This window comes from Flavobacterium tyrosinilyticum, assembly GCF_023656565.1.
GTDB classification, from domain to species: Bacteria; Bacteroidota; Bacteroidia; order Flavobacteriales; family Flavobacteriaceae; genus Flavobacterium; species Flavobacterium tyrosinilyticum.
This window is the reverse complement of record NZ_JAMOKG010000002.1, coordinates 1199879-1224818: the sequence shown is the minus strand read 5'-3', so window position 1 is coordinate 1224818 and position 24940 is coordinate 1199879. Positions and strand designations below refer to the sequence as shown.

The following is a 24940-nucleotide window of genomic DNA, read 5'->3' as shown; positions in this document are numbered from 1 at the left end:
TCATTGAGGAAGAATTAAAGAAGCGGTCATACCAGAACGAAGTCCTTTAATCTGTGCAAGGTTTTCGGGTTTCACTTCTATTGTAAAAGTTCTCAATTCAAATTCCCCTTTATCTTTGGACGGAACCCAATTGGCAAATTCCAAGGTAGGCACAATAGAATGCACAACGGCATCAAACGTTTCGGGCTGGCAACCTGGAACTTTAACTGCTGTCTTGCTTCCCACTTTAAGCAAATTGGATTTATCTTGTCGGATATTAAACTTAATTATCGTTGAGTTCTTTTTCTCTATGGTCATAATCGGATACCCAATAGAAATAATTTCGCCCTGATGCGTAACCAAGTTAGAAATTACGCCATCTGCTGGAGCATAAACTCTCGTATTATCTCCAAGCGCTTTGGTTAGTTCATAAGCTTGTTCTGCTTGTTTTACAATAGCATTTGCAGTTTTTAGCAATTCAGGCCTTGTACCATTTTTGAGCATTTGCAGATTTAACTGTGCGGTTTCCATTTCCTTTTTTGCCGCTTGAAATTTAAAATAGAAAACATCCTTTTCCTGTCCCGATATTACATCTTCATTATACAATCGTTCCATACGATCATAAGTCGTGCTAAACAATTTATATTGCTCTTGGCTGATTTGATACAATTTAGAAGTTGCTTCTATCAGCTCTGGTCTTGCTCCTTGTGTAAGCAATTCCTGCTGTCCTTTTGCGGCATCAATTGCCGATAATGCCTGAGCTTTTATGGCGTTTATTTCGTTAGATCGAAGCACGGCCAGCAATTGTCCTGTTTTTACTGTATCGCCCTGTTTTACAAGTAGCGAATCCAATCTGCCTGGAAATTCGGCCGCAACGTCAACACTTGTGGCATCAACCATTCCTATAAAATTATCATCTTCTTTATTGTTGTCTTTTAAGAAAAAAATCAGTCCTGCTATTACTACAAAGATTGGAATAATCAGCGCCCAGTAGTTTTTAAATATATCTTTCATCTATTTAATAAATTGCGTTATTTGACTTGGATTTCCTAAACTATTAAAATATTCCGCTAATGCCAGATAGTATCCCAAAACAGCGGTATAATACCCTTTTTCTATTTCTGTTTCTATCAATAAAGCATCATTAACATCTTTTGGCGACGAGAGCTGATTGTTCATTCTCTTGGTTATTAAACTGCTTGTCGTATTGGCTTCCTTTCTCGCTGCATCCATAGCCATAACATCATTTTGCAATGAAATCATTTTGTTCTTCGCGACTCTCGACTGCACCTGAAGCATTAAACTGGAATTCTCTTCTCCTAGCTTCGCTTCTTCTATCAACTGTTTTGCTGCCAAAGTCTTTTTATTGGTCTGTCCGTTATACAAAGTCCATTGCAATTCTAGCCCTACAAACCAATCGGGAATAGAAACGGGTAAGTCTTTCTGATACAAATTGTAATTCCCAATGGCAAAAATGTTAGGCAAAGCCAATGATTTGCTAATCTTTTCGGCAGTTTCTGCATAAGAGATTTTGTTATTTGCAATTCTGTACACTGGATTTGTAAGCCAATACTCATTCATAGGTTTCTCTAAATTGATTTCGGCATATTTTAAAGTATCAGAAATCACTATTGCAGCGTCAAGGTCCACTCCCATCAGTTTATTCAGTTCAAGATGGGCATTTTGTTTTTCCATCTTGATATTGTTATACTGAGTCTGAGCCTGAATTAAAACCACATTCGTCCAATTTTTTTGGTATGGAGGCAGTATTTTATTTTTTACCAATTCTTCGGCATAATTTTTATTTTTGTCTAAAGCACTTACAATCTGTTCCTGTTTCTTAATTAAGGAGTTGAGGTACAATATTCTAAGATATTGCACTGCAATTAAAAAATTAACTTCTTTACCAGCAATTTCAACACCAATTCCCGCCGAATTAGCAACCGATTGAGCCAGATCTATACTCGAGTTTATTTTGTTTCCCAGAAAAATAGGCTGACGAACTCCCACTCCTGCAACAAAATAAGACTGTTTGCTTAAACTAGGATTATAGTCTGGATAAATGCCTCCAATAACCGTTTTTGAAGTATTATAAATACGATCCTGTGCTGCCTGCGATAAATTGTTTCCTGTAATTTCATGATAAATTTCGTTTGCCGTATTGACACTTTGCTGTGATGAACCTTCAACGATTCCATCTTTAACGGTCTGTAGATTTATCGTAAGCGGACTGCTCAAATAAGAATAACTCGATAAAAGATCTACTTTAGGCAAATAGCCTTTCTTTTCTGCCTGTAGATTGTATTCGCCTGTTTTTAATGCAGATCTTGCCTGCTTGATGGTAATATTATTTTGCTGCGCGATAGAAAAACATTCTTCAAGAGAAGTGGTCTGCGCTTTTGTTTCCAGAGACGACAAAAAGCAAAACAAAATAAAAAGCTTTAGAAATTGTAGTTTTATATGCATCTATATAATATTCTAATGATTTGAAATTACTTTTAACTAGCGACTTCTTTGCTGTTTAATTAAAAACTGCAGGATAAAATAGAAATGAGATAAAAACTTATTATTCAGATAAATTCTGAAATGGTTTGATTGTTTTTAGAATATACTGTTTATGAAAATTTGGGGTCCTTAACTTAAACAGCGAAAAAAGTATACCAGCAAAAAAAAAATACATATAAACCAATATACCAACTAGTTAAAGATAAAAATTTTATTTTATAAGTGCTATTTTAATTTATAGAAAATCATTGTAATGCAATCTCCTTCTCTAAAACCATTTTTTATGTCGCTCCTCTGGAGCTTTTTTGTAGATGCGAAATAGATTTTTCTATAAATATTCTGCTCCGCTGGAGCATCAAATTTAATTGCCTCTAGCTTTAGCTGGAGGTTTACAGGAATTTCTGCGGCTAGGGTTTTAGCCAAATGTAGAATCTACTACTATTATTGTGCTCCCTTTGGAGTATTCAAATACAATTCTTAATAATTTTGCTTTTATAACGTCATTCCCCACTGGCACATTTCTTGAAAATAATTATCATTATTAACTGATTTAAAACTATTTATCATGAAAGTTACTTACTACGGACATTCGTGTTTTTCTGTTTATGCTGGCGGAAAACACCTTCTTTTTGATCCTTTTATTACACCAAATGAGTTAGCAAAAGAAGTTGATGTAGATGCTATAAAGGCAGATTACATTTTTATCTCTCATGCGCATTATGACCATATTCTGGATGTAGAGCGAATTGCCAAAAATACGGGCGCAAAAGTGCTCGGAAATTTTGAAATCTATAATTGGCTACTGAAAAACGGAATCGAAAATGCACATCCCATCAATCCAGGAGGAAAGTTTGATTTTGATTTTGGAACTGTAAAATGTGTGGTAGCCCAGCATCCGAGCAGTTTCATAGATGGCTCTTACGGCGGAATTGCCTGTGGTTTTGTGCTTTCAACAACAGATGGAAATTTCTATTACAGCGGCGATACGGCTCTGACTTTAGACATGCAGCTTATTCCCAAATTTACCCCACTTGACTTTGCTGTTTTCCCTATTGGCGACGGACTTACTATGGGAATTGAAGAAGCTATTGAAGCCGCAAAACTCGTTGGAGTAAACAAAATATTAGGCGTTCATTACGATACTTTTGGTTTTATTGTAATGGATCATCAAAAAGCTTTAGAGGAGTTTAATAAAGCTTCTTTTCAATTATTCTTACCTAAAATAAACACAACAATTGAAATTTAAATTGGTTATTTTTCTTTGCTATATTTCGCTAAAATGTGGGTTTTAGCGAAATATCATTTTATAAAAAAGACCACAGAAAACAACACAGAAATTTTTTCATAAAAAAAAAGGAATAGCTGCTGACACTATTCCTTTTGCATATAATGAAGTTCTGCTGATAAACTACAATTATATGTATTCTACAAAATTAATGATGTACTGCGCGGTAAGTTCCGGATATTGATGCTGAGGTCCGTGTCCTGTTCCGGCATAAACAATCATTTGCGCATTTGTCATTTGATTGATAATCGGATACCAATTGTCTACGGCAAAACTGATATCATGATCTCCAGAAATAATCAGAATAGGAGTTTTGGTCTTTTTCAATTGTTCTCTGAAGTTTAAAGCATCTTCTCTAAAAGTATCTCCTCCGCCAAAATACAATTGAAAAACATCCATTGTTGAAGGAATTTTATCTACTTCTATCTTTTTATGAATTCTATCGTGCGAAGCTTTTGCTGCCAAACGGCTTGATTCTGATTTTGGTTCAAAAAACAGCACAATTTCATCCTCAAAATCATTTAAAGGTTTAAGTGCTGCATCAAAAAAAGCTTGCTCAATAGGAATTTCGTTTTTTCCTGGCGGATTTGTTCCTACCAAAACGGCATGCGTGACCAAATTAGGATAAAGCAAAGTTGCCGTCTGTGCCACCAACCCACCATAAGACCATCCTAAAACAATAACCGAATCTAATTTTAAGGCATCTGCCAAATCCTTTACGTCTTTGGCTACAACGGTAATGTCTGGAGCAAGACTTCCTGTAGAAGAGCCAATTCCAGAATAATCAAATACGATAACGTTGAACTTTTCTGCCATCGATGCCACAAACAACGGATCCCAAGTATCTAGTGTTCCTCTAAAACGGTTCACAAAAATTACTGCTTTTCCTTTGCCGTACGAACGATAAGCAATTTTACGATCGCCTAAATCGGCAAAACGTGTTTCTGCGTCATAAATTTTTTCCATAATTATAAGTTAAAGGTTGAAATCAATATTCGTTTTCATCAAGTAGACAAAGATTAAACCAAAACGCAGAACACTAACAATAAAGCATTTAACGATTATTCGTATGCTAAAGAATTATGATATTTCAAGAATTCAATCTTCTTTTTAACGATATATAATAATTCCTACATCTGTTTTAAGAACAATGCTTTTAGAATCAATACTTTATAAAAAAGGCATTCCTTTTGTTTTTTGTAAATGAAATAGTATTCTTTTCTAAACATTAATCTAACAGCTTCGATATGATGTATTTATCTACTAAAAAAACGATTATGTTTATTACTGGAACATTCATCAGCCATGTCTGCTGGAAAGAATGGATTGTTTTTTTTGAAAATGAAGGCTATAAAACGGTTGCTCCGCCTTGGCTTTACAAAAACAAATTGGCAGTCGATTTAAGACAAACCCATTCAGAGTCCAAAATTGCTTTAATTCGTTTAGATAATTTATTGGATTATTATACTGAAATCATTGACAAGCTTCCTGAAAAACCAATTTTAATAGGTCATTCCTATGGCGGACTTGTAACTCAACTACTGCTTCAAAAAGAATTGGGATCGCACGGAATCTGCATCAATTCTATTCCGCCTAGCAATCTTATGCATTTTAATTTTTCGTTTTATAAAGCCATTTGGAATCTTTCCGATGGTCTTAGTCCAACAAATAAGCCCTTTTTAATGCCTTTTAAGACATGGCAATACTATTTTGCGAACCAAATGCCGTTTGAAAAGCAAAAAGAAGCTTACGAAGCTTTATTGATTCCCGAATCTAAATCAGTTATACGAGACATTTATTCTAAATCGGCTAAGATTGATTTCAAGAAAAAACACAATCCGCTTTTGTTTGTAGCGGGTTCAGAAGATGCTTTTGTTCCTGCTTCTTTAAATAATTTGAACTTTAAAAAATATAAAAACCTTCATTCTATCACTTGTTACAAAGAATTTCAAGATGGTAATCATTTGAGTATAAATCAAGAAAACTGGCAGACTATTGCTGAGTTCATCGCCAATTGGCTAAAGAAAATTTCTTAATGGATTGCGTTTTTTTTGTGTTCCCGTGGTTGAAACCACGGGCTATATTTTCAAATGCGATTTTAAAAAACAGAATTTACTTGGTCTGCTAAATAATTCCTTTCTTTATTTCCAGTTTTTTAATCTTAGAATTTAAAGTCGACGGATGAATGTCCAAAATTTCGGCAGCACCACCAGCACCAGAAATTTTTCCGTTGCATTTTTTAAGGATATACAAAATATAATCTCGTTCATTTTCTAATATCGTTTTTATTGAAAAGGATTCTTGTGCTGGTTCAGGATGTATTTTGGAAGACATAGAAAGTTCAATTTCTTTAATTGTATTTCCTTCTGTCAGCAAAATGGCGCGTTGCATTACATGTTCGAGTTCTCGAATGTTTCCTGGCCAATTGTAATTTATAATCTGCTGCAAAGCAAAATCGGAAAGAATGGGCGCTTTTCTGCCCATTTTCTCACTATAAACTGCTATAAAATGATTGGCTAAATCAGGAATGTCTTCTTTTCTCTTTTTTAACGGCGGAACCATAATCGGAAAAACATGCAAACGATAGTACAAATCCATTCTAAATCGTCCTGCCGCCACTTCTTCTTCCAAATTTTTATTGGTTGCGGCAATAATTCTAACATCAATTTTCATTGACGAAGTACCGCCTACACGTTCAATTTCTCTTTCTTGCAGAACACGAAGCAGTTTTACCTGCAATTCGAGAGACATCTCTCCTATTTCGTCTAAAAAAATAGTTCCTCCATCTGCCAATTCAAATTTACCGATACGTCTGTCCAAAGCGCCTGTAAAAGCCCCTTTTTCATGTCCAAAAAGCAAAGATTCGGCAAGATTTTCAGGAATAGCACCGCAATTAATAATAACCAAAGGCTTGTCTTTTCTCGGAGATAAAGCATGTATGCTTTGCGCAATTTTTTCTTTTCCTGTTCCGCTTTCTCCTAAAACCAGAACCGAAGTATCTGAAGGCGAAACTTTCCGAATATAATTAAAAACTGTGCCCATTTGCGAACTGTTGCCAATAATCCCTTCAAAGCCTTCTCGTGTCTTTGCGGGAAAAGTTGTGCTTTTGACTTCCGTTTTTTTAATAGGCAGATTTAAATCTTCTTTCGAATAAATTTTAGCAATAAATTGATGAAAAAGCGGTTCGAGTGAACCTAATAATCGCAAGTGTTCTTGAGAATAAACAGTAAGGCTACGGCTGTAAAAAGTAAAATGATAGCTCTGGATCGACGCTATTGAAATCGGAAAAACCAAATAAGATTTGATCCCAAAATTATGTGCAATTAAAGCTTTAATTGGCGCTTCTTGTAGATTGTTAATCAATGCTTCTTCGCTATAAATTACAGGTTTTTCATCTACTTTAGATTTCCTGTAAGTTTCATTGATTTCCTTTTCTGACAATACCGCTATTTGCGAAAGTTTTTGCAAATTGATGATTTGATATTGTTCTAAATTTCTGCGGACAATTCCGATACTGTCATAATGTGTTGAAGTAACAAAACCCATTTCCAAATAATCAAAAGGAATAAAAGTTTGAGCTGCTTTTGCAAATGCCACTAATGCCTCTTCTTTCTTTAGATTTGAATTTATAATTTCAGTAATTGCTCCCTGAAGCTGAAATTGTTGCATCAACTGACTTTCTAAGCTATATTGCTGTCGATAAAATGCAATTTCAAGAGTTGTTAGAACATCTTGATCACGAAAAGGTTTTACGATAAACCCATAAGGATGAGTAGTTTTAGCTTGATCTAATACAGTTTTACTTGAATTGGCAGAAATAAATATGAAACCAATATATTTCTCTTTAAGAATATGTGCCAGCTCAATACCATTTCGGCTTCCTTTGAGCATAATATCCAAGAAGACTAGATCTGGTTTTTCAATTTCAATTTGTTCCAATGCCTGTTCTACCGACCGCGCGATACCAATCACTTCATAATTTGCTTTCTCGAGAATTAACTGTAAATCGTGAGCCTCAATAAATTGATCTTCTACAATTAAAATTCGTTTTTTCAAACCTGAAGAAACAGTTTCATATCCGTTATCGGGAGAGTTTTTCATAAGTGAGTTTTTTTTATCTTATCTTGCACTTAATTTATTGATACAAAAATAGTTAATTATCATAATTAAAATTAGTGGTTTTCAAATTTAGATAAATAAAAATCATAATTAACCGTAATTTTCATATTATTTTTCAAAACATAAAAATTGTTTCTTCTTATATTTGTTAATCCAAAACCTACTAAATTTAATTCTAATAAACCATGAAGCTATTTTACACGTTTTGTCTGCTGTTTTTTATTACAATTAATTCTCAGGCACAAAATAACCATCCTGCAACAGCAAATTATGACTTAAAAAAGAAACGTTTATTAATTCAAACCTGTTCTTCTTATTTATATAATTCAAATCAAGGATCTATTGATGCCGATAGTTCTGTGGTTTTAACCTGCAAGGCCTATAAACTTCCTGTTTTTTTAGCTTATGATGAAGGTTTTAATGATGGCTCTTATCTAATTGGAAATGATTTAATTGAAAAAGGAAATATCGATGCCGCAAAAAAACTTTATTTAAAATCCAAAGGTGCTGATAAAATAAAACTGGCGCTACAATTGGGAATCTTTTATTTATTCAAACCTTTTACAAAGCCAGATGATTTAAAAAACGCTAATTTTTATATCACCGACGCGGTAAAAATCAGCAATGAGCTAAAAATACAAAAGTGGCAACATGAAAGTGTCATGCTTTTGGGAAAGTTTTATTTCCAAATCAACAATTATCCTGAAAGTAAAAAATGTTTTCTGCAGGTCGTAAACGAATGCCGAAAACAAAATGATAAAGCGGCACTTGCAAATGCATTACTCAATCAGGCGAGCTCTCAATACGACTTAGATCCCGAAAAAGAGAAAATTCTAAAAGAAGCCGAAGCTTTGTTTAAAACGTTAGGACTTGAAGAAAAAAGACTGGAAACAAAAGCAAAGCTGTGCACCATTTATTTCTGGCACGGAAAAATAAACGATGCCAAAAAAATACTCTATCAAAATATTGCCGATATGCGAAAAATCGGCTTTAGACAGCAGCAGTATGGAGAAACTACAATTGCCCACATAGAAGCAGTTCAGTTTAACATGAAAAGTGCGTTATATTATGCTCTAAAGAGTGTGCAAACAATGGAATCTACCAAAGATTACACTTTTGCAGATATTTTTTATATGCGGTTAGGTTTAATCTATTTGCAGATGGGACATACCGATGAAGCCATGAAAATGGCCGAAAAAAGCATAAAATACGGGCAAAATGTTTTTAGCAGTGGCAGCTGGTATAAAAGTTTTATCACGGCCACAGCATCTTTGTCTACCAAAGGAAAAAATAAAGAGGCAATAGAATATATGAATTCTATAACAAGTCATTATCCACCTCCAAATAAATTTGACAACATGCTTATGAATTTTGCCTACGCAAATTGTTATTGGCGAATTAAAAATTATGGCACTGCCGAAAAGTATTTTATAAAAGCAGGAGAAGCTGCAGATGCTTTAGATTCGCCACAGACTTATCGAGACATCTGCAATACATATTCGTCTATTGCTTTATTTTATGCGAATCGCAAAAATCTGCCAAAAACAAAAATTTACATTGATAAAATCGAAGCGCTTTCCAAAAAATACGGAAAGACCTACAATTCAGAAGCATTGGAAATGTCTTTGTATAAATTGGATTCGCTAAATGGGGATTTTAAATCGGCTTTGGCGCACCATAAATTGTATAAAAAATTCAGTGATTCTCTTTTAGATTATTCTAAAAACAAACAAATTGAAGAGCTTAGAATTCAATATGAAACAGAAAATAAAGAACAAAAAATCAAACAGTTAGACAAAGAAACCGACTTACAGCAAACGGCTTTAAAAAAATCAAAATTATTAAATACACTTTCCATCTGGAGTTTGGTTTTATTGGCTCTTTTTCTTGGTTTATTGTACAATCGATACCGCTTAAAACAGAGAACGAATGCTGAATTGGAATTCAAAGAAAAAGAAATCAATCAAAAGAACATTAATCTTAGACATTTGTTAGATGAAAAAGAATGGCTTTTGAAAGAAATCCATCACCGCGTAAAAAACAATCTTCAAACCGTAATTAGCCTTCTTAATTCGCAATCGGCTTATTTGGAGAACGATATGGCGTTGTCGGCCATTAAAAACAGTCAGCATCGCATTCATTCTATGTCGTTGATTCATCAAAAACTATATAGTTCAGAGAATATTTCGACAATCAATATGCCCAATTACATCAAAGAATTAGTCGAATATCTGAGAGAATCTTTTTCGCTTGGACAACGCATTCGCTTTGAGCTTAAAATTGATCCGCTCGAATTAGATGTTGCACAGGCCGTTCCGCTTGGGCTTATCTTAAACGAAGCGATTACCAATTCAATAAAATATGCTTTTCCAGACAACAGAATGGGAATGATCTATGTTACGCTCCAAGCGACAACAGAAGACAAATACTTGCTAACCATTGCCGATAACGGAGTAGGCTTTGATGCAAACATCAGCAATAAAAAAATCAATTCGTTTGGCTTAAGTCTAATAAGAGGTCTTAGCGATGATTTGGATGCGGCTTTTTCTATGGAAAACAATAACGGAACCATTCTTAAAATAGAATTCTCTAAAGAGTTTCCAATCAATGAAAAAAGAAGATAGTTTTCTATGGGATACAATTAATTTCAACACATAGAAACATAGTTTTGTTTGTATCTGAAAGAAGGCAAAAGAAACAAGTTTCTAAACATAGATAACTATGTGTTTTTAAATTAGCAAAATGCCTTTTCTAGTTCAAGATCAAGACTTTAAAACTATGTTTCTATGTGTTTAGTATCACACTACAATGCTTATTTCTTTTGTAGCGAAATCTCACGAATCGAAATGGGTTTAGCGAAATATAGCGCTTTTAATCTCCATAAAAAGCGCTAAAACCTTATAATTAAAGCTTTTATTGACATGGCATATAAATTGGTTTTCTATGGAAGTTAACCCTTAAAAACCAATTTATTATGAAAAAATCAATATTGCTAATCATCATTTTATTGCTGAATTTTAGCGCTGCAAAAGCCTGCGATAAATGCAGTTCCTACAATAACAGTGATTTTAAAATAAAATCGGCTACAATAACTCATAAAGCAGATTTAGGCCTTACGGTTTGGGACATTAAAGTAGAAGGAACTGCAGGAAAAACAATGCCTAAAGCAGTTGGTCAGTTAAATGGTGCGCCAGTTTTGGCCTATGTTTTTCCGACTACTTTAAAATCTTCTGATATTGGTTTCGGTCAAGCCGAAGGAATAGTAGCACTTGCGCTTACTTCTCATCCCGATTTTGAAGACACTCCGCTTTGGGATGAAAATCTTGACGGAAATTATCTAAATGACGGTTTAATCTGGCATGCACATTGGGTTTTGCTAGTTGAAGACAAACGTGTTGCCGGCGGACTTTCGGTTAGAGAATTTACAAAAGGAGATCCAAATGTGGTACTGCCTCCTACAAATCCTGGAATGGCAATGTATATGGATAGCCCTGGTTTCAATATCGTGGCTAAAGGAAATTCGATAAAAGTAATCGTACCCGATTTTAGAATCAACAACAAAACCAATTTTAAGTTTGATGCTGTAAGCTGCTATATGGAAGTTAACACAGGAGCTGGCGGTTCGCATGATTCTGAAGGCTCTAAGCCAATGCTCGGGGTATACAAAGTTTATACTGTTGCTAGCGGAAATCTTTCATTGCCTTATTCTGTAAAATAAAACATAATTCTAAAGCTTAAACACAATGAAAAAATCAATTCTCTTAAAAATGATCTTTATTCCTTATATAATTTTAAACACTTTAACAACAAAAGGTTATGCCCAAGGCGATTATGCTACAGATCCGCATTTGACTCCAGCCGTAAAAGCCTTTTTAAAACCTCTAAATTCTGGAGGAGCTCCATTAGAAACGCTTCCGGTTGCAGACGCCCGAAATGTATTGGTCGGTGCACAAAATGCATTTAAAGTTGATTTGTCTGGAATTGAAGAATCGGAAAAAGAAATTACAGCTGACGGTTATAAAATCAAGCTGAATATTGTTCGCCCCGCTGGCGCAAAAGGAAAACTGCCTGTTTTTATGTTCATTCATGGCGGCGGTTGGGTGCTGGGCGATTATCCTACGCACAAAAGAATGGTTAGAGATTTAAGCGTTTTAACGGGTTATGTGGGCGTTTTTGTCAATTATTCTCTGGCTCCAGAACACAAATATCCTCAGCCTGTAAACGAGGTTTATACAGCTGCAAAATGGATTTCGGCGCATGGAAGCGAAATCAATGTGGATGGAAGTAAATTAGGAATCGTGGGCAACAGTGCTGGTGGAAATCTGGCTACAGCGAGTGCTTTGATGGCGAAAGAAAAAGGAACGCCGCTCTATAAAGTGCAGATTCTTTTCTGGCCTGTAACCGATGCTAATTTTGAAACAGAATCGTATAAACTATATGGTAAACAGCGCTTTCTAACCGACTCTTTAATGAAATGGATGTGGGATCAATACGTAGATCCTTCCAAAAGAAAAGAAATATACGCTTCGCCACTGCAAGCTAGTTTATCTCAGCTGAAAGGCTTGCCTCCTACTTTGATTCAAGTTGCTGAAAATGACATTTTAAGAGATGAAGGAGAAGCTTACGGACGTAAATTGAGTGATGCTGGAGTTGTAGTTACAACTGTTCGCTACAACGACGTCATTCACGATTTTGGATTATTGAATGGTTTAGCTGAAATTCCGCAGACAAAAGCACTTTTTATTCAAGCCGCAGCAGAACTTAAAAAATATTTGAAGTAAGATTAATTCCTCAATAAAACAAACATAACATTCTGTATACAAATATTTTACAATAAATAAATTTGTAAATTTAATTCTTAAAAACAACCTAAAAGAAGTCGTTATGCTTGTACAAGAAAAAACTGGATTGATTGTAATTGATGTTCAAGGAAAACTGGCCCGAATGGTGCACAACAGCGAAAAGCTGACCGCTAATTTGGAAAAACTTATTCGAGGCTGTCAATTACTTTCAATTCCGATAATTTGGGCCGAACAAAACCCAAAAGGACTTGGCGCAACGATACCTGAAATAGAAAAGCTATTTCAGGATCAGAAACCAATTGAGAAGTTTTCTTTCAATGCATTGGATAACGAAACCTTTAAACAGGCGATTATAGATTCTGGCAGAAAGCAATGGCTAATCTGTGGTATAGAAGCTCATATCTGTGTGTATCAAACTGCAATAGGATTACTGGCCTATAATTTTGAAGTCGAAGTTGTAGCCAATTGTATTTCTTCCAGATCAGAGGAAAGCATTGTAATTGCTTTGCAAAAACTGCAGCACAAAGGAGCTTCAGTAACCAATGTTGAAATGTGCCTTTATGAACTTGTAAAAGATTCGAGACGGGAAATTTTTAAAGAAATTCTAACATTAATCAAATAAAAAGAATCATGTCAAAATCTAAAACTATCGTACTCATTCATGGAAATTTTGTGAACGACAAAACTTGGACAGAATGGAAAAAGTACTATGAACAAAAAGGATATACGGTTTATACTCCCGCAAATCCAGGACACGAAGGAGTTCCTGCCGAATTGAGAGCAAGAGTGCATCCTGATCTTATCAAAACTGGATTTATAGATATTGTTACGGCCATCAGCAAATTAATAGACACTCTACCCGAAAAGCCTTTGGTAATTGGACATTCTATGGCTGGCATGGCTACGTTAAAACTAGTTGAATTAGGTAAAGCAGCGGCTGGAGTAAGCATTGATGGAGCGCCTCCAAAAAATGTGTTTCCGCCATTTCAAACCTTAAAAACAGTAATACCGGCTTTTGGCTTTTTCTCTACAAGTAAATATTTTATGGGAAGCAGAAAATGGTATGATTATGCCTTTTTTAATACCATTCCGGAATCGCAAAAAAGCATTGCTTTTGAGAAATTCGCAGTGCCTGAAAGTTATAAAGTCAGTAGAGAATTGGTTTTGAATTCTTTCTCTAATATCAATTTCAAAAAACCGCACGAACCTATTTTGTTTATTGGCGGCGGAAACGACCATATCTTCCCGCCTAATTTAACAGAGACAATTGCCAGCCGATACAAAGAAAATACAGGTCGTGTCGATCTAAAAATATTTGATGGCAAAAGCCATTTTATTTGCGGAGAACCGGGCTGGGAAAGTGTTGCCGATTATATTTTAAATTGGTATGAATCGTTATAGAAATTATATATTTCAACTTTAAAAAATGTATTAAAATGCTAGATCTTTTGGATTTAGCATTTTTCATTTTCTTTCAAACCATTATTCCGATTAAGATTGCTGCTCCTTTTTTATTTCTTCAATTCCGCTTCTATAGCTTGTTACAGCAAAATCTGGAAAACGCTTTCTAAATTTTGAATCATCAAAAACATTGGCATGCTCATATCTTGGAAGCAATTCTTGCAGTTCTTTTGCTTGTTTATTGAAAAACGCTCCAATGGTAAAAACAAACTTTGGAATAACTTTATATTTTAGTGCTCTCCCATATATTTCAGAAGCTAAGACAATGAATTCTTTATAATTAAGATGGCTTTCATCGACTGGCAAATGCCAAGTCTGCCCAAAAGCATCTGGTGTATTACCTATTAAAGCTGTGGCACGGCTTGCGTCTGGTGTCCAAATTAGACTTCTTTTTTTAGAGTCTTTCAAAGGCACTTTTAGTTTTTTATTTTCTTTAATAGCCTTAAAAATTAAAGTATTGGTAATGCTTTGCGTTTTGGCAGGCCCATAAAATTCAGGCGCACGACAGATTACGGCTTCCAATTGTCCCGCTTTTATTTCGCTTAGCACCATTTCTGCCATTTGTTTTCTAATTTCTCCCTTTCTGCCTACAGGTTCAAAGGCAGTTTCTTCGGTAAGCACTCTGCTGTCTTGCGGATACATATAGGTATTATCAAAAAAGACCAATTTCGTTTTATTGATTTTACAGGCTTCAATAACATTTCTTAAAATCAGCACAAACTGTTTTTCCCATAAATCAGTATCCATTGGAAGTCCTAATGTAAAATAGGCTATCTCACTGCCCTTTACCGCTTCTATTGCTTTTTCTTTAATGGTCAAATCTGCCGAAAAAACGGAATCTGTATCATTTACTTTTTGTGCTTTTCGGCTTACAATTCGTATATCTGAGGTATAATTTCTTTTTAGTTCTCTGGCCAATTCTTCTCCAATCTGTCCGTTGGCTCCTAATATAGTTTGCATACTGCTTAACTTTTTAAATTGCTTTATTTTTTCTAACACTTGTATTTACTGCAGAAATTGCAACAAGTCTTATAAACTCTAACTCATTTATATTCTACTTTATTGCTATTTTAGAACCTATAAATCAGTTAATTTATTTCTAAATTACAACAAAAAAACACACCATTTTTGCCGTCTTTCTTATTAGTAAAATCGGAGAAAGTTTTGTTACTGAATTCTATAACTTTTTTGCTTTTTTAAATTGAAATAAGAAAATCCGAAAGTAAAAGCCCTGTATCAACTAAGATACAGGGCTTTTTTTGACTCAAAAAAACAACAACATTTTTTATTTCACATCAAACCATAATTTGGTTGTCAATAAATCTTTCCCTTGTTCCGCTACAGCTGCTTGATAACTAGCACCGTTTAGTGACTGTTCTGTACCAGGATAGAAAAGACGCGAAGGAATTTTTCCGTCCAAAACAGTAGCAGGACCAGCTGTAAGAACTGGATAATCCAATCTTCTCCATTCTGTAAAAGCATCTAAACCTTGTCCGAAGAAAGAAATCCATTTTTGTGTACCAATAGATTTAGCATAATTTGACGCATCATATTTCACACTTGCTTGATCTAAATAAGTTGAAATCGTAGTCGAATTCGTAATTCCAAACTGATTCAAAGATGCTGTAATAGCATTTTTATAATACTGTTCTGCATCTCCCGAAATATATCCGCGGGCTGCTGCTTCTGCAAGATTAAACAATGTTTCCGAATAAGAAGCAATTACCGCTGGTGAAGCCGATGTTAAGAAATAAGTTCCAGGTTTTGATGTTTTAGCAAAACCTTGGCTATTGGCATCACTATTTGATAATCCGTTTGCACCTCCAACATATTTCCCTACACTTGCATCTGAAGGCAATTGTGCAAAAACAGGCAAACGAGGATCAGACAATGCATATAATTGATCGACCATAGTTTTTGAAATACGGAAATCATCTCTAGTTTCAAACCAAGCCGAAGCTGGATTTTGCTGTGGCGAACTGGTATAAACAAATTGGAAGGTTTCGGCATTACTGCCTATTAATCCTCCTGCATCGCTTGTAGCGTCTATAGCAGCTTGTTTTGCTAAACCTGGTTCTTTGTCTGAAATTCTCAAAGCAATACGCAAACGAAGTGAGTTTACCAGTTTTTTCCATTTCAAGATATCGCCTTTGTAAGCCAAATCACCCGTAACAGAACCATTTGCTGGATTTAACAAAGATTGCGCTTGTTTTAAATCGTCAAGCAATCCTGTGTATACTTCTTTTTGCGTGCTATAGGCAGGCGTTACATTTTGCCCCGCTTCTTTGTACGGAATGCTTCCGTAAGCATCTGTCAGTAATAAAAAGGTCCATGAACGCAACGTTAAGGCGATACCTTTATAGTTAGAGTTTGCCTGAGCATCTGGAAATTTTATAATTGTATTCAAATCTGTAATTAGAGTCGAATATCCCTTATCCCACAATGTCGTGAAAGAAGCATTAGAAACATCGTAACGATCTGGTTCTGTATATTGAATTTTAGCCCAATGCTGTACAAACAGCAAAGTCGAGTTAAAGTTATTTGCATCTCCCCAGTACAAATCGGCACTTTGCTTTAAGGTACCTGTTAAAAGATATGGTGCAAGCGGGGTTTCAGTTGCATTTGGATTTTTATTAATATCGTCCAAAGTATCACTGCAAGAGCTCAGTGTCAATGCAAACAGTATTGTATATGATAGTTTTTTTAGCATGATTCCGAGTTTTTAAAATTTAACGTTAAGGTTTAAACTGAAATTTCTAGTTGTTGGTAAAGCCAAACTTTCCAATCCTTGCGCATTTCCAGTATTGAAAGCCGTTTCAGGGTCAATATTTGGAGCATCTTTGTAGATAAAGAATAAGTTACGGCCAGCAGCAGTAACGCTTGCTCCTTCTAATCCTAGTTTTTTAATCAGCTTTTTATTAAAATTATAAGTCAGTTTTATCTCTCTCATTTTTACGAAAGTTGAACTATAGATGTAAGCTTCGCTAATATTGTATGATGCTTTATAATATTCTTGTGCGCTAATCACTTTATTATTAGGAGTTCCATCAGCAAATACACCTCCGAAAATCATTCCGTCATCATAAATTGTTGCACCACCTGGAGCTGCTCCGCCTGTTACCAAAGTCTTCGGATTAGCGGTATTGTTTCCTGGATAATAGTAGCTTAAACCTCCGTTTTCAGCACCACGCCCTGGAAGAGTCTGCGCTAAAACTCCTGTATAGTTACCTGTTCTGTTTGTTCCTGAGAAAAGTTCTCCACCAACACTAGCATCAACAAGGAACGAAAGCTCAAGATTTTTGTATGTCAAAGTATTTGTAAGACCAGCTAAATAATCTGGAGTATAATGTCCTAACACTTTTTTTGTCGGATCTGCTTTTGGAAGACCATTTGCTCCTACCACAATATTTCCGCTTGCATCACGCTCGTACGCTGTTCCGTAAAGTGCACCATAAGCTTGCCCTACAGACGCCAATACATCTACACCTCCAGAAGAACCAATCGTATAGTTTTTAATATCTCCTGCGTAATCTAGAATTTCTACTTTACTTTTGTTTTTAGAATAATTCACCGCAACATTCCACTTAAAGTTTTCTGTTTGCACCGGATTTCCGTCTAACTGTATTTCAATACCTTGGTTATTAATTTTACCTGCATTGATTAACTGTGAAGTATAACCGCTTGCTGCTGTAGTTTTGATTTCTAAAATCTGATCGAAACTATTGGTATTGTAATACGCTATATCAAAATGAAGTCTGTTTTTCCAGAAAGAAGCTTCACCACCTATTTCAGTAGAGCGTGTTGTTTCTGGCTTTAAATTTTCATTCAGTTTTCTTTGAGAAGAAGTCTGGATCGGATTTCCGTCAAATGCCGTTTGGAAATTATAAACCGTAGCCAATTGGTACGGATCTGCATCGTTACCTACTTCAGACCATCCTCCACGAAGCTTTAAGAAATCTAATGTACTGCTCTTAATATTTAAGGCATCTGTTAAAACCACACTTCCGTTAATAGATGGGTAGAAATAAGAACGGTTGCTGCTTGGTAATGTAGAAGACCAGTCATTACGTGCCGTAACGTTCAAGAAAGCATAATTTCTAAAACCAAACTGAGCAGAAGCGTAAGCACTGTAAACTCTCAATCTAGATAATGAGTTTGATGATGTTAACGGATCTCTAGAGTTTGTTAAAGTATACAAATCTGGAACCGCTAAACGTGGCGCTTTCTGATAGTTGTTGGCATCGCTATGGTTACGAATGTTGAACCCCGCAAGTGCATCTACAGTAAAATCATCATTAAGCTGTTTTGTATATTGAAATATACCCTCAGTATTTTGCTCATTTACAGTGTAAGCATCTTCTGCATACGATCCGAAAGGAGTTCCATTTGTACCATATTTAATAGTATATTTTCTTCTATCGTTATAATAATCAACTCCTGTACGGAATCTGAAGTTTAATCCTTCTGCCAATTTCGCGTCCAAATGGATATCTCCAATTAAACGGTTACGCTGTTGGCTTGTTGTATTGTAATAGGCATTCCAATACGGGTTGCTGTAATAGCTGTTATTCCAGTTGGTATTTCTATCTTTTTCCAATTCATTAATATCAACCTGACGTCCGAACCAAAGAAACTGAAGCATTACCCCAGCCGCACGACCACCAGATGGACCACCTGGCAATTGAGGAGCATTTGTAGCGATATAATTGGCATTAACCCCAACTTTTACACTTTCAGAAATCTGGTAATTGGTATTGATAGAAAAATTTGTTTTGTTGATTTCACTGTTTGGCACAGTTCCAAGCTGTTTTTGATTGTTTACACCTAAACGGAAATCTGATTTCTCATTAGCTTTTGCTATAGAAACACTATTATCGTAAGTAAGTCCTGTATTGAAGAAATCTTTCACGTTATTTGGGTGCGCAACAAAAGGAACAGCTTCTCCTTTAGAGTAAAATTGCGGGATAAGGCGTCCGTCCATTCTTGGTCCCCAGCTTTCATCAACACCATCATTAACTCCTCCACCTTTTCCGTCTACGTAGCTGAATCTTCCGTTAGAACCTTGTCCAAAAGTGTTTTGGAAAGAAGGCAAAGTAGCCACTTGAGAAACGGTTAGACCCGTATTAAAAGTAACACCAAATCCTCCTTTTTGTCCTTTTCCTGATTTTGTCGTAATAAGTACAACACCATGAGCAGCACGCGATCCGTAAAGAGCAGCGGCATTTGGCCCTTTTAAAACAGTCAAAGTTTCAATATCCTGCGGATTCAAATCGGCAATTGCATTTCTGAAATCACGAGTAGCTCCACCAAAATTCAATTGAGAGTTATCTACAGGAACTCCATCTACCACAAAAAGCGGTTGGTTGTTTCCTGCAATAGAAGTTTCTCCACGAATAATAATACGAGAAGATCCCATATCTCCTTGCGAATTGGTAATACGCACACCCGCTACTTTACCAGAAAGAGCATTTAAGAAGTTGGTTTCTTTGGTAGTTGCCAATTCTTTTCCTTTTACTGATTGAGTTGTATATCCTAACGATTTCTTTTCTTTTGAAATTCCAAGTGCGGTAACAACTACTTCAGATAGAGCATTTTGTTCTTCGGTAAGATTGATCGTAATATCGTTTTTGTTTACTACAACTTCTTGTTTTTTATATCCTAAATAACTAACTAAAAGCACATAAGGGAATTTTTGTCCTGTTTGGAAATAAAATTTTCCATCTGTATCTGTGATAACACCATGTGTAGTTCCTTGAATCGTTACCGAAGCCCCAATAACAGGCTCTTTTGTAACGGCATCGACAACTGTTCCTTCCAGTTTAGACTGAATTAGTGGCTTTGTCTCTTGAGCTTTAACTCCTATGGAAATCAACAAAATACATAGCCAAGCATATCTTTTTAATTTTATTTTCATTACTTTGTTTTAGTTTAAATAAAGAAGGCAAGCTTAGAGCGCTTTATGCTATTCTAGCTTTCCCTTTTAGAGATGACAATTTCTTTTTAAGCTTCTACCATTTCTGCTGCAACAGAAATGGTTTTTTCTTTTTATCTGCAGCACATTCGTTTTTTCATTTTTACTTTTTTTTTGATTACTATTCTTTTAAATTGGCCTATAAAATTTTAACCCCAATTCGGGATTGTTGTACTTTTTAAAATTTATAATGAATTAAAAAAGAGGACTTTTAACCGTAGAATGCATAAGGACGAAAACTGCCGAATGCTTTTTGCTTATTTTGGAATGAAATATCGTGGTTCTAATCTCTGGCTTTTAACTTATATTTTAAACTCTACTAATTTGATAGAACAAAAGTAAGTTAAAAATAATATTCCCCAAATTTTAATTAAACTTTTTGCAAAAAAAATGTTAACCTTTTTAAACAGACGAGCATAAACAACTAAAAACAAATAAGTTATAAAAAATAGGCGTTTTTATGGTTTTATAAGAATTGTACTAAAATCTTAAAACTAGAAAACCTTTTTTGGCTATTTTAAATTCCAATTCAGGAAAGTTTAAACCAAAAAAAAACTCCAAGATCATAAGACCTTGGAGTTTCTATTTTTTTGTATTTCTAACTTATTATAGCTCGTTGAATTCGTGTAGCGATTTCAATGTAGTTTCATAAAATAAAATGGCTGCAATAAGATTTCCTTTATCTGAGTAAGGCATCATTTTTCTCTGAAACTCTACTGTAGTATCTAAGAAGCTAGTTGTACCTAACGCCTGACCATCTAAGATTTTTTTGTTATCAGCCGTATCAGGAATACCTAGATCTGCCATTGTAACACCTGGTTTAGTAACCAAAGCAATGTAAGGAAGTGTTTTTACTAGAACTTTAATACGTTCAATGTACAATTCTAAAAGCTCTCCTTTTTGCATACCGCTTAATTCTTTTTGATCGTGGTATTTACGGATTAAAGCTGTTGTACTAATGATACTTCTTGGTGCGTTTTTTGCCTGTGCAGAAACAGCGGCAGTCGTCAAGAAGAAAAGTGCACATAATAAAATAATTTTACTCTTCATTTTCTTAATAGATTTGGTTCTTGAATAAAAACAAAAATATATAAATTAACTTAAAATGCAATTTTTGGAAGTCCTTTTTACTAAAATTATAATAATCTTTTAATGTTATTAGCAAAATAGAAATAAAACGCTTACAAATTACGATATTCCAATCGTTCTTTTTTAAGACTTAATGATTCTAAAACGTCCTGGATATTTTATCCAAATGCTTTTCTTGTTTCCGTAGTAATCCATAAAGTCTTCGCAAACAAAAACAGCATGAGCTTTAGACCAAGCTACAACTCCGCAATATTCGCTTCCAGATTCTCTTTTTAACTTCTGAATTTGTTTGCCTAATTTAAATCCTAAATATTTGTAGATTGTTGGAGTGTATACAGTGCCTTCTTCTAATTCTTCCAAGGCTTTCTCAAAAGTGGGTTCTTTATCGATAATCTGCATGTATTTTGCCATAACAGCATACGTTAAAATAGCATAATCACGTATTTTTTCGCTGTCGCAATTATCTTTAATATAAACAAAACCTGCAGATTTTCTAGCTTTAGTAACTTCGCTGCTGTCCAAATTAAAGGTTGCATTGTTTTTTAGCGTAATCCTATAAGAATTATTGTGTAGTTTTTCGCTTTCAAATAGATTATCTAATCCGTACACATTTAAAGAAGCTTTAATAAATGCAATCGATGAACAATTTGTACGTTCACCTTGCTTAAAGCTTTCAAATATTTTGTCTGCACTCAATTGCGAATATGAACTTGAACAGACAAAAATTAAAAGTAAAAAAAATGAAGTAACCGATTTCATGCCTTATTATATATTATTTCTCAATTATGGTTTGAAAAACTGTATTAGATTTTTACAAATCTATAAAAATCCAACCATACTTTTACTTCTTTACTTTTATCAATTAAAAAAAAAGTGCTTTCCGAGTGAAAAAAAAAATGAAAAAACGTCTCAAATAAACTTTGAGACGTTTCTGGATTATTTTTTTTCTTCGTTGTTCAATTTATCATCGAGTTCAGGTTCTTTGCCTTTAAACTTTTTCGTATCAACATCATAGTTTTCATCATTTGTCAAAACTTCGTCATGTTCTTTATATTGATGTTTTCTCGTATCGTTTCGATGATCTCCTCCACCCTGTTGTTTAGGATTCGGGTTTTTCTGAGTTTGATTATTCTTCTCCATAATTCCTAGTTTTTAAATGATTATTAAAATTAGCTCAAATACAATGGCTTGGTTTATATAATCATTTTTAAAAATTATAAAATAAAACTGCTCCTATTTATATCACACCTATTTACTGTATTTCGAAAATCTGCTAAGTATCGCTGTTTCCTAAAAGGCAATAAATACAACAAAACTTTAACTGACATATTATTAAGATACAGCAACTTAAATTAAATTTTAAAATCATGAGCTTATATCAACTTCAAAAAACCGCCATCATTATTATTGATCCCTTTAATAAAGCACTCAATATCAATAATTTGACAATTACAAAACTTCAACATTGAAAATCAAATAGTTTAAGCTTAACTTTGCATCCATAATACTTAAAGAGGTTATACAATAGAATATGTGGACTATATGCCATGAATGCCAGGGACAGGGTAAAATAAATCGCGGACTCAGTAAAAAAGCGCAACGCCTTTATAAAACGGAATTGGCTTTATATGAGAACAAGCAGAGTAATATTGCTCCAATACGTCCTAAGGCACATTTGCATTTGTGCACAAATTGTTCTGGGTCTGGATTAATGCAATCTGAAAATTATCTTGAACCCGATCTCACAAAACCGCACGTTGCCATTATTGGTGCAGGTATTGGCGGAGTTGCTCTAGCGGTAGCCTGTTTGCATCGCGGTATTCCGTTTACGATTTATGAAAGAGACAGCAACTTTGATGCCCGATCTCAAGGTTACGGACTTACGTTACAGCAAGCCAGTAAAGCTATGAAAGGGTTAGGAATTACTTCTTTAGGAGGTGTAATTTCTACAAAACATATCGTACACAATACCGAAGGAAAAATATTAGGCGAATGGGGAACCAGAAAATGGCTGGAAACCGCAATTAAAACGCCTACAAAACGCACCAACATCCATATCGCAAGACAATCGCTTCGTTTAGCTTTATTAGAGCAACTTGGAGGAAATAATACTATCCAATGGGGACATCAATTAATAGATTTTGCAGCATCTGAAAATGGTGTAGCGTTAAGTTTTCAGGTAAATGGCAAAATAAAAACTGCAAAAGCCGATCTTGTTGTTGGTGCCGATGGTATTCGCAGTGCCGTGAGAAAGCTAATAATTGGCGAAGAGGCAACACCGCTCCGTTATTTGGATTGCATTGTAATCTTAGGAATTTGTCCTTTAAGTTCGCTCGAAGGGCTTTCGAGTGATTTACTAGATGGTGCAACAATATTTCAGACTGCCAACGGAAATGAACGTATTTATGTAATGCCTTATACTGCAGATTCTGTCATGTGGCAATTGAGTTTTCCGATGTCTGAAGAAGAGGCCAAAGAACTAAGTGCAAAAGGACCACAAGCCTTGAAAGAGGAAGCCTGCCGAAGAACGCAATGGCATACTCCTATTCCTCAGATTTTACAGGCAACACAGGAAAATCTAATTTCTGGATATCCGGTTTATGATCGCGAGTTGTTGAGTTCTGAATTATTAGAAAAGAATCAAAATATTACTTTAATTGGCGATGCGGCGCATCCGATGAGTCCGTTTAAAGGACAAGGTGCCAATCAGGCTTTGTTGGATGCTTTAAAATTGGCTAGAAAAATTTCGAAAGGCTGTAACGCTAATTCCAAATGGAAAGAAAGAGGATTGAGAGAATGTGTATTAAATGATTTTGAAGCTGAAATGCTTGAACGCAGTGCCACGAAAGTACAAGGTTCTGCTGATGCCGCTCAGTTTTTACATTCTGAAATTATACTTCAAGAAGGTGATGAACCGCGAGGAAGGTGTTCTAAAAGGAGTAAAGAATAAAGAATAAAGAGTAAAGAATATAGGATAAAGAGCAAAGAATATAAATTGGAGATCAATAAAAAATGCTAAACCTATTGTTTAGCATTTTTTATATAGAGTTATTTTTCAGTCATATACATGGGAATTAAACAACAATTTAATATTTTTTTATAACTGATTCTGACGCGATCTTTTTACTTTTATGATCTCATTTACAAACAATTAAATAGTTGCGCCATGAATAATACACAAATAAATTTCAGTCCAAACAATAAAACCTGTACAGGCCGAACTTTGGTTTGTGATGGTGATAATAATGAATTAATATTTCGTAAAACTTATGTAGGAGATTGGGGAGATTGGGACGAGAAACCAGATGAAATTTTAAAAGATCAGCATCTTTACCTGGATCAAAATACTAGTTTTACAAATGCAATTTAAACTAAAAGCTACTTATTAAGTATATAATTTAAGCAATACAATCTTGCGATTCTATCTATTAGGCTAGAACGCTGATTGTATTGCTTAAATTTTCTTTGTTTATAAAATCCAAAATAAATTCTCTTACCTCTTTACTTGCTTCTGTTTTGGTTGCAAAAGAGTTAATGTAGAATTCATCGTCCTTGTCACTAATATGGATAATTTCTGTGTAGCCTTTAGTTATTAAACTCCCTTTTAGTTTAATAATGTTTACTTCTTGTTTTCCGTCAAGTTCTTTACGAACCTGTAATTTTATAGCTCTTTCCATATTCAAAAATTTTTAAATAATTAACTATCATTCAGTTATAAATTTAAAACAT

The 24940-nt window shown here is 34.7% G+C and carries 20 protein-coding genes; 9 read left to right on the top strand and 11 right to left on the bottom strand.

Features of this window, described 5'->3' with window-relative positions; genetic code table 11:
- Both NCC77_RS13060 and NCC77_RS13055 read right to left on the bottom strand, forming a co-directional pair.
- Nucleotides 1-993 (bottom strand): HlyD family secretion protein, encoded by a 993-nt coding sequence (locus NCC77_RS13060; RefSeq protein WP_250835966.1) that lies wholly within the window; start codon nt 991-993, stop codon nt 1-3.
- Entirely contained in the window at nt 994-2445 is a 1452-nt protein-coding gene (locus NCC77_RS13055; protein ID WP_250835965.1) for a TolC family protein, read from the bottom strand.
- Nucleotides 2446-3049: 604 nt separating this feature from the next.
- Here NCC77_RS13055 and NCC77_RS13050 point away from each other — a divergent pair.
- A complete protein-coding gene (locus tag NCC77_RS13050) occupies nt 3050-3730 on the top strand; it encodes a metal-dependent hydrolase (protein WP_250835964.1) in 681 nt (226 codons plus the stop codon).
- 168 nt (nt 3731-3898) lie between these two features.
- Here the strand turns inward: NCC77_RS13050 and NCC77_RS13045 are convergent, their stop codons facing one another.
- Nucleotides 3899-4735 (bottom strand): alpha/beta fold hydrolase, encoded by an 837-nt coding sequence (locus NCC77_RS13045; RefSeq protein ID WP_250835963.1) that lies wholly within the window; start codon nt 4733-4735, stop codon nt 3899-3901.
- 281 nt (nt 4736-5016) lie between these two features.
- On the opposite strand from NCC77_RS13045, the gene NCC77_RS13040 reads away from it, so the two are divergent.
- Nucleotides 5017-5805 carry an alpha/beta hydrolase gene (locus tag NCC77_RS13040; RefSeq protein WP_250835962.1) on the top strand — a complete coding sequence of 263 codons (789 nt, stop codon included), beginning with the start codon at nt 5017-5019 and terminating at the stop codon, nt 5803-5805.
- A gap of 88 nt (nt 5806-5893) precedes the next feature.
- Here the strand turns inward: NCC77_RS13040 and NCC77_RS13035 are convergent, their stop codons facing one another.
- Nucleotides 5894-7870, bottom strand: a complete 1977-nt coding sequence (locus NCC77_RS13035) for a sigma 54-interacting transcriptional regulator (RefSeq protein WP_250835961.1) — start codon at nt 7868-7870, stop codon at nt 5894-5896.
- A 203-nt stretch (nt 7871-8073) separates the two neighbouring features.
- Here NCC77_RS13035 and NCC77_RS13030 point away from each other — a divergent pair, with 203 nt between their 5' ends.
- From NCC77_RS13030 to NCC77_RS13010, 5 genes are all read left to right on the top strand, one after another.
- Nucleotides 8074-10512: a sensor histidine kinase gene (locus NCC77_RS13030; RefSeq protein WP_250835960.1), complete on the top strand. Its 2439-nt coding sequence runs from the start codon at nt 8074-8076 to the stop codon at nt 10510-10512.
- A gap of 350 nt (nt 10513-10862) precedes the next feature.
- Nucleotides 10863-11606: a hypothetical protein gene (locus NCC77_RS13025; RefSeq protein ID WP_250835959.1), complete on the top strand. Its 744-nt coding sequence runs from the start codon at nt 10863-10865 to the stop codon at nt 11604-11606.
- Between the two features lie 25 nt (nt 11607-11631).
- Complete coding sequence (locus tag NCC77_RS13020) at nt 11632-12669, top strand: alpha/beta hydrolase (protein WP_250835958.1); 1038 nt, start codon at nt 11632-11634, stop codon at nt 12667-12669.
- A gap of 103 nt (nt 12670-12772) precedes the next feature.
- A complete protein-coding gene (locus NCC77_RS13015; protein WP_250835957.1) occupies nt 12773-13312 on the top strand; it encodes a hydrolase in 540 nt (179 codons plus the stop codon).
- 8 nt (nt 13313-13320) lie between these two features.
- The gene (locus NCC77_RS13010) at nt 13321-14091 is read left to right on the top strand and encodes an alpha/beta hydrolase (protein ID WP_250835956.1); all 771 of its coding nucleotides are present in this window, start codon (nt 13321-13323) and stop codon (nt 14089-14091) included.
- A gap of 90 nt (nt 14092-14181) precedes the next feature.
- Here NCC77_RS13010 and NCC77_RS13005 read toward each other — a convergent pair whose 3' ends face one another.
- From NCC77_RS13005 to NCC77_RS12980, 6 genes are all read right to left on the bottom strand, one after another.
- Complete coding sequence (locus NCC77_RS13005) at nt 14182-15111, bottom strand: NAD-dependent epimerase/dehydratase family protein (RefSeq protein WP_250835955.1); 930 nt, start codon at nt 15109-15111, stop codon at nt 14182-14184.
- A gap of 325 nt (nt 15112-15436) precedes the next feature.
- Nucleotides 15437-16861, bottom strand: coding sequence for a SusD/RagB family nutrient-binding outer membrane lipoprotein (locus NCC77_RS13000; RefSeq protein WP_250835954.1), 1425 nt, complete (start codon nt 16859-16861; stop codon nt 15437-15439).
- A gap of 12 nt (nt 16862-16873) precedes the next feature.
- Complete coding sequence (locus NCC77_RS12995) at nt 16874-20065, bottom strand: SusC/RagA family TonB-linked outer membrane protein (protein ID WP_250835953.1); 3192 nt, start codon at nt 20063-20065, stop codon at nt 16874-16876.
- A 663-nt stretch (nt 20066-20728) separates the two neighbouring features.
- A complete protein-coding gene (locus tag NCC77_RS12990) occupies nt 20729-21172 on the bottom strand; it encodes a hypothetical protein (RefSeq protein WP_095929165.1) in 444 nt (147 codons plus the stop codon).
- A 162-nt stretch (nt 21173-21334) separates the two neighbouring features.
- Complete coding sequence (locus tag NCC77_RS12985) at nt 21335-21970, bottom strand: hypothetical protein (protein ID WP_250835952.1); 636 nt, start codon at nt 21968-21970, stop codon at nt 21335-21337.
- 177 nt (nt 21971-22147) lie between these two features.
- Entirely contained in the window at nt 22148-22351 is a 204-nt protein-coding gene (locus tag NCC77_RS12980; protein WP_250835951.1) for a hypothetical protein, read from the bottom strand.
- Between the two features lie 391 nt (nt 22352-22742).
- On the opposite strand from NCC77_RS12980, the gene NCC77_RS12975 reads away from it, so the two are divergent.
- Together NCC77_RS12975 and NCC77_RS12970 are read left to right on the top strand one after the other, a co-directional pair.
- On the top strand, nt 22743-24161 hold the full coding sequence (locus tag NCC77_RS12975; RefSeq protein ID WP_250835950.1) for an FAD-dependent oxidoreductase: 1419 nt from the start codon (nt 22743-22745) through the stop codon (nt 24159-24161).
- Between the two features lie 216 nt (nt 24162-24377).
- On the top strand, nt 24378-24581 hold the full coding sequence (locus tag NCC77_RS12970) for a hypothetical protein (protein ID WP_250835949.1): 204 nt from the start codon (nt 24378-24380) through the stop codon (nt 24579-24581).
- 58 nt (nt 24582-24639) lie between these two features.
- On the opposite strand, the gene NCC77_RS12965 is transcribed toward NCC77_RS12970, so the two are convergent.
- A complete protein-coding gene (locus NCC77_RS12965; protein WP_250835948.1) occupies nt 24640-24888 on the bottom strand; it encodes a hypothetical protein in 249 nt (82 codons plus the stop codon).
- Nucleotides 24889-24940 lie beyond the last annotated feature (52 nt).

What these genes read in the sequence shown, in the direction of transcription:
- NCC77_RS13060 (WP_250835966.1), bottom strand. Translation starts at nt 993, where the DNA reads ATGAAAGATATATTTAAAAACTACTGGGCGCTGATTATTCCAATCTTT.
- NCC77_RS13055 (WP_250835965.1), bottom strand. Translation starts at nt 2,445, where the DNA reads ATGCATATAAAACTACAATTTCTAAAGCTTTTTATTTTGTTTTGCTTT.
- NCC77_RS13050 (WP_250835964.1), top strand. Translation starts at nt 3,050, where the DNA reads ATGAAAGTTACTTACTACGGACATTCGTGTTTTTCTGTTTATGCTGGC.
- NCC77_RS13045 (WP_250835963.1), bottom strand. Translation starts at nt 4,735, where the DNA reads ATGGAAAAAATTTATGACGCAGAAACACGTTTTGCCGATTTAGGCGAT.
- NCC77_RS13040 (WP_250835962.1), top strand. Translation starts at nt 5,017, where the DNA reads ATGATGTATTTATCTACTAAAAAAACGATTATGTTTATTACTGGAACA.
- NCC77_RS13035 (WP_250835961.1), bottom strand. Translation starts at nt 7,870, where the DNA reads ATGAAAAACTCTCCCGATAACGGATATGAAACTGTTTCTTCAGGTTTG.
- NCC77_RS13030 (WP_250835960.1), top strand. Translation starts at nt 8,074, where the DNA reads ATGAAGCTATTTTACACGTTTTGTCTGCTGTTTTTTATTACAATTAAT.
- NCC77_RS13025 (WP_250835959.1), top strand. Translation starts at nt 10,863, where the DNA reads ATGAAAAAATCAATATTGCTAATCATCATTTTATTGCTGAATTTTAGC.
- NCC77_RS13020 (WP_250835958.1), top strand. Translation starts at nt 11,632, where the DNA reads ATGAAAAAATCAATTCTCTTAAAAATGATCTTTATTCCTTATATAATT.
- NCC77_RS13015 (WP_250835957.1), top strand. Translation starts at nt 12,773, where the DNA reads ATGCTTGTACAAGAAAAAACTGGATTGATTGTAATTGATGTTCAAGGA.
- NCC77_RS13010 (WP_250835956.1), top strand. Translation starts at nt 13,321, where the DNA reads ATGTCAAAATCTAAAACTATCGTACTCATTCATGGAAATTTTGTGAAC.
- NCC77_RS13005 (WP_250835955.1), bottom strand. Translation starts at nt 15,111, where the DNA reads ATGCAAACTATATTAGGAGCCAACGGACAGATTGGAGAAGAATTGGCC.
- NCC77_RS13000 (WP_250835954.1), bottom strand. Translation starts at nt 16,861, where the DNA reads ATGCTAAAAAAACTATCATATACAATACTGTTTGCATTGACACTGAGC.
- NCC77_RS12995 (WP_250835953.1), bottom strand. Translation starts at nt 20,065, where the DNA reads ATGAAAATAAAATTAAAAAGATATGCTTGGCTATGTATTTTGTTGATT.
- NCC77_RS12990 (WP_095929165.1), bottom strand. Translation starts at nt 21,172, where the DNA reads ATGAAGAGTAAAATTATTTTATTATGTGCACTTTTCTTCTTGACGACT.
- NCC77_RS12985 (WP_250835952.1), bottom strand. Translation starts at nt 21,970, where the DNA reads ATGAAATCGGTTACTTCATTTTTTTTACTTTTAATTTTTGTCTGTTCA.
- NCC77_RS12980 (WP_250835951.1), bottom strand. Translation starts at nt 22,351, where the DNA reads ATGGAGAAGAATAATCAAACTCAGAAAAACCCGAATCCTAAACAACAG.
- NCC77_RS12975 (WP_250835950.1), top strand. Translation starts at nt 22,743, where the DNA reads ATGTGGACTATATGCCATGAATGCCAGGGACAGGGTAAAATAAATCGC.
- NCC77_RS12970 (WP_250835949.1), top strand. Translation starts at nt 24,378, where the DNA reads ATGAATAATACACAAATAAATTTCAGTCCAAACAATAAAACCTGTACA.
- NCC77_RS12965 (WP_250835948.1), bottom strand. Translation starts at nt 24,888, where the DNA reads ATGGAAAGAGCTATAAAATTACAGGTTCGTAAAGAACTTGACGGAAAA.